This is a genomic window from Candidatus Paralachnospira sp. LCP21S3_A2, assembly GCF_052118925.1.
GTDB lineage: Bacteria > Bacillota > Clostridia > Lachnospirales > Lachnospiraceae > Lientehia.
Map to the genome: position 1 here is coordinate 123,531 of NZ_JBQKGG010000002.1, position 13,937 is coordinate 137,467.

Below are 13,937 nucleotides of genomic sequence, written 5' to 3' on the forward strand. Positions count from 1 at the left end.
TCTAACAAAGTATTTTGTCATATGTTTTGTAAGGTAGATTGTTTAATCAATGGCAATTTTGATTTGTTGACTTGATCACTAAACGCGACATAATTTTCAATCATATCCATCGGTGGACAGATAATAGGAAACTCTTCAATATGCTCTTTGTTAAGCTGCCTTTTATCAATTCCGCCAACACATACGCTTCTAATCAAATCACGATATTCATTTGACACTAATATCCTAAGAATAAATTGATTATTCACCTCTGGCTTTAAACGAATAAAATATACATGTCCGTTAACATTGGCTGCATCATCTTCACCTAAATACAAAGCAGCCCTACCAAGAGAACTATTTTCAGTATTTATTCGTCCTGTTTTTGTCATAAGAATATCGCCATGTTTTAAACTACTGCGTTTCATCTTTTCGTGAGTACCAACATCTATATAGGCAATATCATCCATTTCCAATCTATCTTTCCAAACATTTTGGCTTCTAAAAAAAATTATACCTTTATTCACATAAACTGCTGCCCCGCCTTTAGGAGTATTTCCACTATTTATTTGAACTGATAATTCTTTCAATTTTTTAACTGGCCAACCTAATGGATTCTCAACAGGATTCCCAAACATCTCAACAAATCGAGCTTTGATAAGTTCATCTAATCTCTTTATTTCTTTTTTTCTTGCCTGGATAATTCCATAAATTTTCTCAAGTATACTGGAATATTCCAGTTGTTTTTCTAATGAAATATCTGGTACTAAAGTTTCTTCTAATACTTTTCTGCTAATCGCCTTAAATGTACTTCCCGTTCCTTTATTATTTAGTTCTACGTCTTTACCTCTGAGTAGCCAAAAAATAAATTCTGTAGAAACCTTAGATTTATCTGGTGTCAATGCAGCTAAACCACGTCCTATACAACAATCTTCTTTCGCATAATTCATTGCACCAATCGGCGCTCTTACTGAAATCAAAATATCTCCTGCTGCCGCCATTTTTGTTGGTTCTGAACACCACTTTCTTGTCACAGGATAACGTTCACCAAAATCTGCATTTCCTTGAAAAAAAGGAACTCCCTCTCCTTTGTCATTATAACTATTTGAACTTGGTGACTGTCCCATGTTGATGCTACAAACTTCTTTTAACATCAAATATTCCATTGTCCCACCTCTACAAACACAAATCCTCCTTACGCAATGAATTTCTGATGGGATGTTTTTACATTGGTTTGATTTACCATTGCATATTGCATTGTGGTATCGATCTGGGAATGTCCCAGAATCTTCTGTACCTGTTCGATTGGCATTCCTTTATCAATTGCTCTAGTCGCCATTGTACGCCGGAACTTATGGGGATGAATTTTATGAAGATTGATCTTCCGTCCCAATTCCCGGAGTCGGATCTCCACTCCGCTGATTTTCAAACGGTCATGAGGTGCATCTAGCGTTACAAACAGCGCCGGATTGTTGTCAGATCGACTGGATAAGTAGTTCTGGAGGTGTAGCTTTGCTTTTGCATCAAAGTATACCCTGCGCTCTTTGTCGCCCTTGCCAAACACCACACATTCACGGGCTTCAAAATCCACATCGGAAATATTCAGATTCACCAGTTCCCCCACACGAATCCCCGTAGAATACAACAGATCGATCATGGATAAATCCCTCATACAGGCACAATGATCTCTTAACAGCTCAATGGCCTCATCGGATATAATCTCTTTAACCTGCTGCTTCGTCTTAATCTTATGAATCCTCCGCATGGGACTTTTCAAAAGATAATCTTCTTCCTCCAGCCAGGAAAAGAAACTGGAAAGATTCCGACGGATATTGTCCACCGTCACCTTGCCACAGCCATTAATCTTCTGATAATCCGCAAGATACGCTCGAATCTCCTCCGTGGTAATCTTCCGAACCGGCGTTAAAACGCTCTGGAAAAAGCGCTCCGCCGTCACCCGATAATATTGCAGTGTCCGCTCCGAACAGCCTTCAATCTTTTTCGCATCAAGAAACAGTTTCAGATATTCTGTGTTGCTGATCTCTGCCTTCGGAGCTTCGTTCTCCGAAAGATTTTTCAGCAGCACCTCCTGTAACTTTTTCATTTGTGTAATGCTCAGATACTCTGCCATTTCGTTGAGAATCAAGACCAGCTTTTCCTCCATGATGAAACACTCCTTTCGTCTGTGTACCATCATCCTGCACCGGCTTTCCGCCCACCGAACTCTATGTTTTAGATTACTTTATTTTCTCTGTAGCATTCAAACAAATACGATGGATTCTCATAGTACATGCTGCTGTTATAATCATCAATCTTTGGACTGAGGAATGAATTATATACCTTTATCAACGCTTCGATGACGCTGATCTGCTCTTCTTCCGCCACCTGCTTGATCAGCCGTTTATATACTTTTCCAATATCCCAATGGGACGGAATCGCATACTTACAATCCGCCACATTATCAAACGTCCCTGGTTGAATCCCCGCCTCTTCTATGAAATCGTCACTTACCCGATCAATATTATCACAATGGTAAACATCTGCCAGCTCGTAGATTCTTTCTAAACGTTCTTTTCCAAGAGCATTTACAACCACAGCCCTGGTATTCTTTGTTTTTCTGGCAATATAATCGATCAATGCACAGGTAAAAAACAAATCATTATCTTTCCGGCTTTCACGCCCTTGCTCCATTACTCCTTCACCTCCTCATATACTCGATATTCCAGACATTTTAACGCTTTTTCTGAACAGAAATTGATCTGATGCGTCGGATATTTAAATTTTGCCAGTACCCAGAACTGCTCTCTTGTCAATACTCCGTCCATATAATCGGAAATAAAGTTATAAATCTGGTCGTCCGCCATTGCTCCGATCACAATATCATAATCATGACTTGTTCCGGCTCTGCAGGAAATAATAAAATCCAGCCATTCATCTGTCATGTCCCGAAACTCTTTTATTTTTAAATCAGGATCATCAAAATCCAGCCGCACATCATATATGGATACGATCTTGGTTGCATAACGCTTCGCCCAGCGCTGCGCCTGTTCCTTGATAATCGTGCAGTAAAATCCCACTCCAAAATCTTTTGTATTCCGTCCCACTCGGATTTCCGGGTGTTTGACTGGCTGATACCCTCCATGGTACACCGTTATTTTTGCCATTTAACCCCTCCCATTCAACCAAAATACTTCTGCATAAGACTATCGAATAATAGCTGCGTTTTATCAAGCGCCGCCTGAACGGCAGCTTTTGATTTGTCGGTCTGTTCGACGAAGGCCGCGAACTGCTCCTGCAGCTCCAACGGTGGCACATATCCACGCAGTTTTCTTATTTTACCTTGGAACAGATTTGCCTGCGAAGATTGTGTCGCTGACATAGAAATCTGTCGCTGTAATTCATCGGAGGTTATAAGCCATTCTGCAAAAACGGGCTTGATTGTATCATCAAATCGAATTAATGCAGCGCTCCGAACCATTTGGAACCGCAATTCTTCTGGTACAACACAACACCTTCCAATACTTCCAGAGCAAGAAATGAGTACGTCTCCTGCCTGCGGCACGACGCGATGAGCGATGCGAGTATACTCTTCTTCGTCAATATAGTCCACATCGTCTAACTGAAGTGCGTGATTCAAGATATTGCGAGCGGACAATAGATAGATGCCCTTATCAGTACGGCGGGGAGTTGCGTGCTCTCCATCGGTAATGAGTACGCTAATTTCATCGAATTTCTTAACCGGATAGCCTTTCGGGTTCTGCTTGGGGTCGCCGAACAGTTCGATAAATCGAGCTTTGATAAGTTCATCTAATTTCTCAATTTCCTTTTGATAAGCTTTTATTATATGATTGACACCATTTAATATCTTTACAATTTTATCCTGTTTTTCCCGATTTAACACTGGAACTGGATATTCTGCAACTGCCCTAGGCTGTGCTCTCGTAAGAGAACCGCCAATACCTGTAACTTCACTTGTCATAAGCAGTTTGAATTGAGGGCTACGAAAATACCAAGCAAGAAATTCTGGATTATACTCAGAATTTCTTATAACAATCCATTCCGAAGATGCAATATTCTGATATGGCGATTCATCTGCCACAACCCACACACGATTGATTCGCGGATTGATCTTGCAAAGAAGTACATCATCTTTTTTTACAATTACTTTATTAGACGCAATTTCTTCCCCTCGCAAATATTCTGGATGTCCCGTATCATAAATAGGCACACTATATAATTCAAACATTGTACCCGGTGTTTTCATTGGGCTAATACTTTCACTACTATACTCATTGATGTTTCTAATTTTTGTATACTCCATATTTCATCCCCTATATCCGCTTACAACACTAACGCCTGCTTGCTCGCGGCCCCTACAAACACAAATTGTCACTTTCACTCAAAACCTCGAATGACATTTTTTCTCTTTGCCTTTCGATAATAAGGCTTACTCCAAACTTATATTTATAGTTTCCATCTGGATCCATAAACTTCTCAATTTTCTTCATGTCTTGTCCGGTATCATTATTCCAGTATGTCTTAACTTCCATCACAAGCAAATTATTTTCATTATTCTGGCGCTGGTGAATAATGACATCAGGATATACACACTTCTCCTGCAATTTTTTAATATCTGTTCCGTCTCGATTATATTCACAATCGAGTACATAACCTTTAAACACTGGCATTTTATCCATAATATTCTGCATATAATGTGCCAGGCGAAATACAATCGCACGTTCTCCAACATGATGCCCCCCATTATCTTGTTTAACTCCAGGTACCATATCAACAAGACAACTATCTTTTTTATAGAATCGCTTCAAAGCTTTATTCAACAGTTCTTCTATCTGTTCTTTTGTCACTTCCATATCGCCCACTATCCTTCCAGCAGCTTCTCCAGCTCGTCCATTTCTTCCCCGATCTTCATTTCCAGTTCGCGAAGATCCGCCATGATTTCCTCTGTGGACGGATATTCCACCGGTTTATACTCAATCTTTTTGTATTTATTGATGCTTAAATCATAATCGTTGTCCGCGATTTCCTGTTTCGGCACGAAGAACGACTGCTCGGTACGCTGGCGTTCTTTCTCTCCCTCCGGATTATGAAACCGGGCAACAATATCCGGAATATCGTTTTCTGTAACCGGGCTTCGCTTATCATCTAAGCTGAGGCCGTCTGCTTTCATATCATAAAACCAGACCTGATCGGTTCCGCCGTGACCGGTCTTAGTGAAAATCAGGATCGCGGTGGACACTCCCGCATAAGGCTTGAACACGCCGGACGGCATGGAAATCACCGCCTGTAACCGGTTATTTTCCACAATTTCCTTTCGGATTGCCTTGTGTGCGGTGGAGGAACCAAACAGAACCCCATCAGGAACGATGCAGGCACAGCGTCCTCCCACCTTCAGCATGCGGATAAACAGTGCCAGAAACAACAGTTCTGTTTTCTTTGTTTTACACACCTTCAAGAGATCTGCGGAAACGGTATCATAATCCAGACTGCCCTTAAACGGCGGATTTGCAAGAATCAGGCTGTATGCTTCTTTATCCGGATTCTGGTCGGAAAGGCTGTCCCGATACTCAATAAACGGATTATCCACGCCATGCGTCATCATGTTCATGGCGCCGATCCGGAGCATGGTCCGGTCCATATCAAACCCATGGAACATATGATTCATATAGTGTTCTTTATTCTGACGGTTGAACAGTACCTCCTGCTTTCGATTTTCTCTCAGATATTCACTGGCCGCAACCAGAAAGCCGGAAGTTCCGCAGGCCGGATCACAGATTACTTCATCAGCCCCCGGCTCCATCATATCTACCATCATGCGGATAATATGGCGTGGCGTACGGAACTGCCCATTTACACCGGCGGTCGCCAGCTTGGAGAGCAGATATTCATACACATCGCCGCGGACATCCGCCGACTTCATCTGTGCCATCTGCTCATAAATCGTGTCCATTGCCGTCACGATCTTGTCCAGCATCAGCGGTGTCGGAACCTTGAAAATCGCATCTCCCATATATTTGGAATAGGCGCTTTCCTTATCCCCGTGCAGGTTTTTGATAAAAGGAAATACCCATTCCTGCACAATACTGTACATTTTTGCCGCCGGAAAGTCATGGAACACACTCCATTTCAACTGGCTTCCGTCGATCGATCGTTCTCCGATCTGTACTTCCTTCGCAAACACACTCTGATACGGAAGTCCAAGCATGGCGGCTTCCTTTGCATGACGGTTATCGGTATCATCCAGATCGCGAATAAACATGAGATATGTCATCTGTTCAATGACATCCAGCGGATTTGTCAAACCGCCTGTCCAGAAAATTTCCCATAAGCTGTCGATTTTACTTTTCAGTTCCCCAGTAACCATTGTTTCCTCCCAAATATCATGATCTTCATTGACAAAATCGTATTTTTATGTATCATATAAGTGAACCACTGAAACGGCTGATGCCCCGTAGGTGGTGTTTTTTATTTTGGATATTTATAATCTACTATACTTCATTTTCACCGTCAAGCGTCTTAATTTCGTCATTTTTTGTATTTTGACTAAATTAAACTTTATATGACATAATTATCTGAACCCAAAGTCGCCTCCTCCGCTGCAGTGCGATCCCCGCGGAGCGTTTTTTATTTCATAGAACGTTCCTATGAAATAAAAAAAGACGGCCCGTCTGATATGCCCCTTTACCGGGCGCCCCGTATTCTGGGAGACATATCACTCAAAACCGTCTTTTCCTCATAATTCGTTCTTACAGTACCCGGATCACACTGGAAATCTTCTGGATCGTGGACATACCGTTTAACACAGCCATAGCGTCTTTCATGCAGCATTCTTTTACCAGATCGGTCATGACGGCGATCTCTGCGAAGCCGTCCTGTGTATTTTTCTGGATCAACTGAGCAATGCTGACGCCGTTGTTTCCGAACACTGCCGCGATAGTGGCCAGAACACCGGGCTTATCCTGTGCATGGAGCCGCATAAAATATTTGCTCTCGATCTCGCCCATGCTCTTGATGGGAAGCTCCCGGTAGCAGCTGCTGCCGATCCGTCCGGTGCAGCCCCAGACCATGTTCCGCAGTACATCGATCACATCACCGACCACAGCGCTGGCTGTGGGCATTTCACCGGCGCCTCTTCCGTAGAACATCGTATCATCGACCGCATCGCCGTGAACGAACACTGCATTGTATGCATCCTTGACGGAGGCCAGCGGATGACTGCTGGGGATCAGCATGGGATGAACCCGGACCTCAATCCCGTCCTCGGTATTCCGCGCTACGCCTAACAGCTTGATATCACAGCCAAGCTCTCTTGCATACTTGATGTCCTTGGCACTGATCCTGGAAATTCCCTCTGTGTAAACATCCGCAAAGGTTACCCGGGAATGAAACGCAATGGAAGCCATGATCGCCATCTTGCGGCCCGCGTCGTGTCCTTCCACATCGGCAGTGGGATCGGCCTCTGCATAACCAAGCTCCTGTGCCACCGCCAGGGCATCGGAAAACTCCATGCCTTCATCGGTCATCTTCGTTAAAATAAAGTTTGTGGTTCCATTCACGATGCCCATAACATCCGTGATTTCATTGCCCATAAGACACTGACGAAGAGGACGGAGAATCGGGATTCCGCCTGCCACCGATGCCTCAAATAAAAAGTCACAGTGATGTTCCGCTGCTGTTTTCAATAACTCGCCGCCTCTTGCCGCGATCAGGTCTTTATTGGCGGAAACCACATGGCGGCCTGCCTTCAGCGCTTCCATGATGTAGGTACCGGCCGGTTCCAGTCCTCCCATGACCTCAATGATCAGGCTGATGGAATCATCTCCGATGATCTCCTGCCAGTCTGTGGTCAGAAGACTCCTGTCTGCCTTCTTCGCCGCCTTTTCCACATTTCGGACCAGGATCTTTGCTATCTCAATCTCCACACCTGCGCGCTCCGGCATTTCATCTTTGCGCATCTCCAGCAATTTATACACTCCGCCGCCGACGGTTCCAAGCCCCAGCAGGGCGATTCTTACTTTTTTCATCTGTTTCCTCCATATCATTGTCTTTGATGATCTCACCGTTTACGATGGAACTTTCATTCCTCATAGATTGTAGGAAAAAACATTCTGTTTGTCAACCGAAAACAAACGTTTTTCTCCGAGAAACATTCTGCTTGTTTCCTGTTTCATCGGCTTTTCATCCGCTTTTCCTGTGTTTCTTTTGGAAATTTTCCACCATTTCCACCTAATTTTTATAAGAATCCTGCCCGGAAAAGCAATATTTTTACCAAAAAAAGATTCGGGGATTGCCTATTTTCCAAATTCCTGTTAAAGTAATAGTTAATTATTTTAAGGAGGTTTTTCTCTATGTCTGACGATGAAAGATTTATCCCGACTGATTCCGATTTCGACACCCGTCTGGATCAGCTTGTAGAATATTGCAGGAATTCCAACCGCATAGATTTGAATCTCTATACCGAATATGATGTCAAACGCGGTCTGCGCGATTCCAACGGTAAGGGTGTGCTGACCGGTCTGACCGAGATTTCCGATGTTATCGGCTTTGATGTGGTACGCGGAAAAAAAATCCCTGCTGATGGCCGCCTGTATTATCAAGGCTATAACATTCAGGATCTGATCCACGGCTGCCAGGGACGCAAGTTTGCGTTCGAGGAAATCACTTATCTGCTGCTCTTTGGGAACCTTCCCACAGAAGCCCAGCTGGAAGAGTTTCTGGAACTGATGGGACATTTTCGTGCCTTGCCGGATACCTTTGTCCGCGATATCATTATGAAGGCTCCCAGCAAGGATATCATGAACTCTCTCCAGAAAAGTGTTCTGACCCTTTATACTTATGATAAAAACCCCGACGAGATCTCGATCCCCAATGTGCTGAAGCAGTCGCTTCACCTCATTGCCCAGATCCCGCTGGTTTCTGTTTATGCATACCAGGCCTATCGTCACTACCATCTGGATGACAGCCTGGTGATCCGGAATCCCAGACCGGAGCTTTCCACTGCGGAAAATATCCTCCGGCTGCTCCGTCCCGACGGACAGTATACCGAATTAGAAGCTAAGGTTCTTGACGTTGCCCTTGTTATTCACGCAGAACACGGCGGCGGCAATAACTCCACCTTTACTACCCATGTTGTATCTTCCACCGGAACAGATACCTACTCAGCCGTTACTGCTTCTCTTGGCTCCTTAAAAGGCTTCAAACACGGCGGTGCCAATTTAAAGGTTCAGAACATGTTTGCCGACTTAAAGGAGCATGTTTCCGACTGGTCCAATGAAGCAGCTGTTCAGGCTTATTTACAAAAGCTCATCAACAAAGAGGCCTTCGATCACAGCGGCCTGATCTACGGTATCGGTCATGCCGTTTATACAAAGTCTGACCCCCGGTGCGTCATTTTGAAGAAATATGCGGAAGCTCTTTCGGAGGAAAAAGGACGTACGGAAGAATTCAACCTTTACCAGACTGTGGAACGTCTCGCCTGCAAGCTTTTGCAGGAACAGAAAAATCTCCACAAGGATGTCTGTGCCAATGTCGATTTTTACAGCGGCTTTGTTTATAACATGTTAGGACTGCCCAACGAGCTCTTTACCCCCATCTTTGCCATCTCCCGTATTTCCGGCTGGTGTGCACACCGGATGGAGGAGCTCATTAACTCCAGCAAGATCATTCGTCCCGCCTACAAGTATGTGGGGCACCATAGAGATTATGTGGAGCTTGGCGATCGAATGTAACCATTGGCTCCTGTATGACAGGCGAGATAAAACAGACAGCCGCATATCGGAACTGTCACATAGTTTTTATTTCATAGGACGAACTTTCCTATGAAATAAAAGGCCGGAGAGTATTCAGGCTCTCCGGTCTTTTTATATACATGCGGCATAAACTATGACAAGTCACATTCGTTCAATTCTATCTCATGTAAAACAGTACGCCCAGGGTTCCCGGTCCGCAGTGGCTTGAGATCACGCCGCCGGCTCTTGTCTCAATTACATCCCTGAAAATCCCAAGGCTCTTTAAATACGCCCGCACCTGCTCCACGGTCTCCGGATCGCAGCCGGAGTGGGTAATAAATACCCGCGCCGGATCTGCCTGTAAAAGCTCCGGTTCCATATCCTTTGTGTATTTCACCAGAACCTTTCCCAGCGGCCCGCGATATTTTTTATCTACGCCCATCTTTCCGTCCTTGACAACGATCCGGGGCTTTAATTTTAAGGTATTGGCAAGAAGCGCAGTCACCGAAGAGCAGCGGCCTCCTCTGGCAAGATACGTTAATGTATCTACCACAAAGCTTGCCCTGACCTTTTCTCTGGCGCCTTCAATGGCTGCCACGATTTCTTCTGCCGATGCACCTGCTTCTGCCATCTCGGCAGCACGCAGCACCTGAAGTCCGATCCCTGTGGAAAGGCTCATGGAATCGATCACAAAGATCCGATCCGTCTCCAGCTCTCTCGCCGCAAGCCGCATCACATTACAGGTGGTACTCATATCCTCGGAAATACCGAAAAATACAATATCACGTCCTTCTTCCACATACGGCCTTGCCTTTTCAATGGCCATTTCCATAGAAATCGCGGAGGTCTTCGGAGTCGTTTTCTTTTCCTCCGCCCATCTGAAAATCTCCTCCGGCGTCACCTGGGTCCGGTCATAATAACTCTGATCGTCCATAATGATGCACAGCGGAATCATATCAATGTCATACTGTTCAAACAGTTCGTCTGTCAGATCACAGGTACTGTCTGCAATAATCTTAACCTTCTTCATAGCTTCGCCTCTCCTTTTCTGTTCCATTTTCATACTCCGCCAAACTCCACGGTTTTGCAGCCTGAACGCTTCTCCGTTTTACATCCTTCTGTTCTCTTCCAGAAATTTCTCCACCGTCTGGTTGAACAACGCCGGCTGTTCGGATATAAGAAAATGACTTCCCGGAAGGATCGTAAGCCGGCTGTCCGGAATGCACCGCCGGATCCGCTCTGTCTCCTTTTGACGGATCATATCTTTCGTTCCTGCGATCACCAGTGTCGGAGCCTGGATCTTTGCCAGCTCCGCCTCTGAAATATGAGGCTCCTTTACCATCAGCGCCAGCCGCTCTTTTCTGGCAATTGCTTTCTTATCTGCCAGTGCGATGAGCGATACCAGCCCATACCCCATGACAATGGGGATCTGAATGGACAGTTTCACCCCGGACGGACGCGTGTTTCCGCCATTTAAGATCAGGCTTTTTAAATATTCCGGATAACGGATCGCAAACAGCATGGCAATATTGGCTCCATCGCTGAAGCCTAAAAGATGGATCTTCGTTAACCCCATCTGATCCAGCAGAGCCTTCAGATCCTCCGCAAACTGCTCCAACGTAAACGGGCCGGTTCCCCTCGGTGATTTTCCATGTCCTCTCGTATCAACGGCGATCACCCGGTACTTTGCTTCAAAATAATCCCTCTGTGCCTTGAAAATCATCCGGTTTTCGCCATTTCCATGGAGCAGGATCAGTGGTTCTCCCGCCCCGCTCTCCTCATAATACAGCCTGAATATCTCATTTTCCACGTTCTGCCTCCGCTTATTCCGGAACTGCCAGATCCTTTTCCTCCAGCTCTGTAAGAATTTCTTTATAATTGCTGTCCAGCGCGATCTTTCCGGGTGCCTTCTTCATGTTAAGCATAACCTGACCCTTCGCCTTCGTCGGGCTCTGCATTACGCCTGCTCCACCGACACAGCCGCCGGGACACGCCATTCCTTCCAATAAATATCCGTCATACAGCCCTTTCTTTGCGTCTTTCATAAGCTGGCGACAGTTGGCCAGCCCCTCGGCACTGGCCACCTTCACCTCATGGCCCGGCTTCATGCGCTTAATACAGTTGACTACCGCCTTCGCCACACCGCCGCTGACACAGAAGCCCCGTCCGTCAGCACTGGAGGCTGTCATAGGCTCCGTCTGCTCAATGGCATCAAACTCAATCCCCTTCGCCGTAAACATGCCCATGACCTCTTCAAAGGTCAGCACGAAATCAATATCGCTGCGGATCGACCGGCGGCTTGCTTCCAGCTTTTTTGCGGAGCAGGGGCCAATAAAGGCTACCATACAGTCAGGATGTTTCTTTTTGATCAGCCGTCCTGTCAGCACCATGGGCGTCAATGCCATGGAAATATAGGGTGCCAGCTCCGGGAACTGCTTTTTTACCATCACCGACCAGGCCGGGCAGCAGGAGGTTGCCATGAACGGCTGTTTCTCCGGCACTTCCTCCAGGAAATCTCCCGCCTCTTCGATGGTACAGAGATCTGCACCCACGGCCACATCGACCACATCGGCAAAGCCCAGTTCTTTTAATGCTTCCGTTATTTTTTCCGGCGGCAGGTTCTTTCCAAACTGTCCCACAAACGCCGGAGCCACCGCCGCATAAACGGGAACGCCGCTCTTGATGGCCTGAATGGTCTGGAAAATCTGTCCCTTATCGGCAATGGCTCCAAACGGACAGTTTACCATGCACATGCCACAGGAGACACAGGCATCATAATCGATCTGGGCCCTGCCCAGCTCGTCCGCATGGATTGCCCCCACACCACAGGCTTTCACACAGGGCCGCTCCAGTTTGACGATAGCTCCATAGGGGCAGACCGATGCACAGCGGCCACACTGGATACATTTCTCCCGGTCAATATAAGACCGCCCCTGTACAATGGAGATTGCCTCCTTCGGGCATACTTCCGTACAGGGATGTGCCAGGCAGCCCTGACAGGAGTCCGATACCCGGACTTCGTTTTCCGGACAGGCCGAGCAGGCAGCCTTGATGATATTGACCAGCGGAGCTTCATAAAACCGCTTTGCCACGGCGCTCTCCTCGATTCCCTCCTCTACCGGGATATGCTTGGACATATCACGGACCGGAAGCCCGATCGCCAGGCGGAGACGCTCCTCCACAATGGCCCGCTCCAGAAATACACTCTCCCGGTAAGTAGCTGCTTCGCCCGGAATAATCTCATAGGGCAGCTCTGCGATCCGTTTAAAATCACCGCCCTCATACGCCATTTTTGCCACTTCGGAAAAGATCATCTGGCGGATCTTTACCACATTTGTATATACCCCTCTCATGCTCATAGGAATACCCTCCTGCTGTCATTCTCTGTCTCATGTCTGAATCCGATATCCAGACAGCATATTTTTTAGTGTATCATTTTCTCCCCGTTTTTTCAATGATTTATCCCTTTTCTTGCACATTCCTTCATTCTATTGTATAATAAACCTATTAAACTGACAGGAGTTTCGTTCTATGATGATCTCAACAAGAGGGCGTTATGCCCTGCGCCTGATGATTGATCTTGCCGAGCAGCCATCTGACCGTTTCACACCGCTTCGGGAAATCGCTGCCCGTCAGGAAATCTCTGAAAAATATCTGGAGGGAATTGTTAAATCCCTGGTTCAGTCCGGCCTCCTTACCGGACTTCGCGGCAAAAAAGGCGGATACCGTATGACAAAAAAGCCCTCGGAATACACGGTTTATGAAATCTTGTCCGCCACCGAAGAAGATCTCTCTCCCGTTTCCTGCCTGGAGTCAGGCACCCCTGCCTGCCCCCGTGCCGACGGCTGCCGGACGATTTCCATGTGGAAAAATCTGGATCAGATGATCATTCAGTTTTTCAGCGGAATTACACTGGAAAAGCTGATGGAAGATTCAAAACAGTCATTCACCTAAAAACAAAAGCGGCATATCTTGTGCTGTTACAAGTTATGCCGCCATTTTTAATTACATCAAACCAATGAATTATGTTGTTTTCAAACCTTCTTTTGCCCTTTTTCCACTGACCGCTTCTTTTCCAAGATCAGACGACTTTCTCTGACGTATCTTCGCTGCTCTCGAACCGTCTTTTCCCCATCATAATATCGAACAGTTATAATATCTACCGGCAATTCTTTATCCATATCGCTCACCTCCCAAGACTGTGAGAACATT

At 45.9% G+C, this 13,937-nt stretch carries 14 protein-coding genes; 2 read left to right on the forward strand and 12 right to left on the reverse strand.

Translation table 11 applies throughout. The features are described 5' to 3' along the window. Positions 1 to 17 precede the first annotated feature (17 nt). From ACTQ3K_RS02530 to ACTQ3K_RS02565, 8 genes are all read right to left on the reverse strand, one after another. Positions 18 to 1,145 (reverse strand): restriction endonuclease subunit S, encoded by a 1,128-nt coding sequence (locus ACTQ3K_RS02530; RefSeq protein ID WP_441565438.1) that lies wholly within the window; start codon positions 1,143 to 1,145, stop codon positions 18 to 20. Between the two features lie 29 nt (positions 1,146 to 1,174). Then, positions 1,175 to 2,143: a site-specific tyrosine recombinase/integron integrase gene (gene xerA / locus ACTQ3K_RS02535; protein WP_441565440.1), complete on the reverse strand. Its 969-nt coding sequence runs from the start codon at positions 2,141 to 2,143 to the stop codon at positions 1,175 to 1,177. Between the two features lie 68 nt (positions 2,144 to 2,211). After that, on the reverse strand, positions 2,212 to 2,670 hold the full coding sequence (locus ACTQ3K_RS02540) for a hypothetical protein (RefSeq protein ID WP_441565442.1): 459 nt from the start codon (positions 2,668 to 2,670) through the stop codon (positions 2,212 to 2,214). Continuing rightward, positions 2,670 to 3,143, reverse strand: coding sequence for a DUF3990 domain-containing protein (locus tag ACTQ3K_RS02545; RefSeq protein WP_441565444.1), 474 nt, complete (start codon positions 3,141 to 3,143; stop codon positions 2,670 to 2,672). Before ACTQ3K_RS02545 ends, ACTQ3K_RS02540 begins: the two co-directional genes overlap by 1 nt. A 14-nt stretch (positions 3,144 to 3,157) precedes the next feature. Next, positions 3,158 to 4,300, reverse strand: a complete 1,143-nt coding sequence (locus ACTQ3K_RS02550; RefSeq protein WP_441565446.1) for a restriction endonuclease subunit S — start codon at positions 4,298 to 4,300, stop codon at positions 3,158 to 3,160. A gap of 52 nt (positions 4,301 to 4,352) precedes the next feature. After that, entirely contained in the window at positions 4,353 to 4,850 is a 498-nt protein-coding gene (locus ACTQ3K_RS02555; RefSeq protein WP_441565448.1) for a hypothetical protein, read from the reverse strand. 8 nt (positions 4,851 to 4,858) lie between these two features. Next, on the reverse strand, positions 4,859 to 6,361 hold the full coding sequence (locus ACTQ3K_RS02560; RefSeq protein ID WP_441565450.1) for an N-6 DNA methylase: 1,503 nt from the start codon (positions 6,359 to 6,361) through the stop codon (positions 4,859 to 4,861). A gap of 382 nt (positions 6,362 to 6,743) precedes the next feature. After that, on the reverse strand, positions 6,744 to 8,021 hold the full coding sequence (locus tag ACTQ3K_RS02565; protein ID WP_441565452.1) for a homoserine dehydrogenase: 1,278 nt from the start codon (positions 8,019 to 8,021) through the stop codon (positions 6,744 to 6,746). Between the two features lie 324 nt (positions 8,022 to 8,345). On the opposite strand from ACTQ3K_RS02565, the gene ACTQ3K_RS02570 reads away from it, so the two are divergent. Continuing rightward, the gene (locus ACTQ3K_RS02570; protein WP_441565454.1) at positions 8,346 to 9,725 is read left to right on the forward strand and encodes a citrate/2-methylcitrate synthase; all 1,380 of its coding nucleotides are present in this window, start codon (positions 8,346 to 8,348) and stop codon (positions 9,723 to 9,725) included. Positions 9,726 to 9,903: 178 nt separating this feature from the next. Here the strand turns inward: ACTQ3K_RS02570 and ACTQ3K_RS02575 are convergent, their stop codons facing one another. From ACTQ3K_RS02575 to ACTQ3K_RS02585, 3 genes are all read right to left on the reverse strand, one after another. After that, the gene (locus ACTQ3K_RS02575) at positions 9,904 to 10,755 is read right to left on the reverse strand and encodes a DegV family protein (protein ID WP_441565456.1); all 852 of its coding nucleotides are present in this window, start codon (positions 10,753 to 10,755) and stop codon (positions 9,904 to 9,906) included. A 78-nt stretch (positions 10,756 to 10,833) separates the two neighbouring features. Further along, on the reverse strand, positions 10,834 to 11,535 hold the full coding sequence (locus ACTQ3K_RS02580) for an alpha/beta fold hydrolase (protein ID WP_441565458.1): 702 nt from the start codon (positions 11,533 to 11,535) through the stop codon (positions 10,834 to 10,836). A 13-nt stretch (positions 11,536 to 11,548) separates the two neighbouring features. After that, positions 11,549 to 13,078, reverse strand: a complete 1,530-nt coding sequence (locus tag ACTQ3K_RS02585) for a 4Fe-4S dicluster domain-containing protein (RefSeq protein WP_441565762.1) — start codon at positions 13,076 to 13,078, stop codon at positions 11,549 to 11,551. A 178-nt stretch (positions 13,079 to 13,256) separates the two neighbouring features. Here ACTQ3K_RS02585 and ACTQ3K_RS02590 point away from each other — a divergent pair, with 178 nt between their 5' ends. Further along, a complete protein-coding gene (locus tag ACTQ3K_RS02590) occupies positions 13,257 to 13,679 on the forward strand; it encodes an RrF2 family transcriptional regulator (protein WP_441565460.1) in 423 nt (140 codons plus the stop codon). Positions 13,680 to 13,759: 80 nt separating this feature from the next. Here the strand turns inward: ACTQ3K_RS02590 and ACTQ3K_RS02595 are convergent, their stop codons facing one another. Beyond that, on the reverse strand, positions 13,760 to 13,906 hold the full coding sequence (locus ACTQ3K_RS02595) for a hypothetical protein (RefSeq protein WP_441565462.1): 147 nt from the start codon (positions 13,904 to 13,906) through the stop codon (positions 13,760 to 13,762). Positions 13,907 to 13,937: the final 31 nt, after the last annotated feature.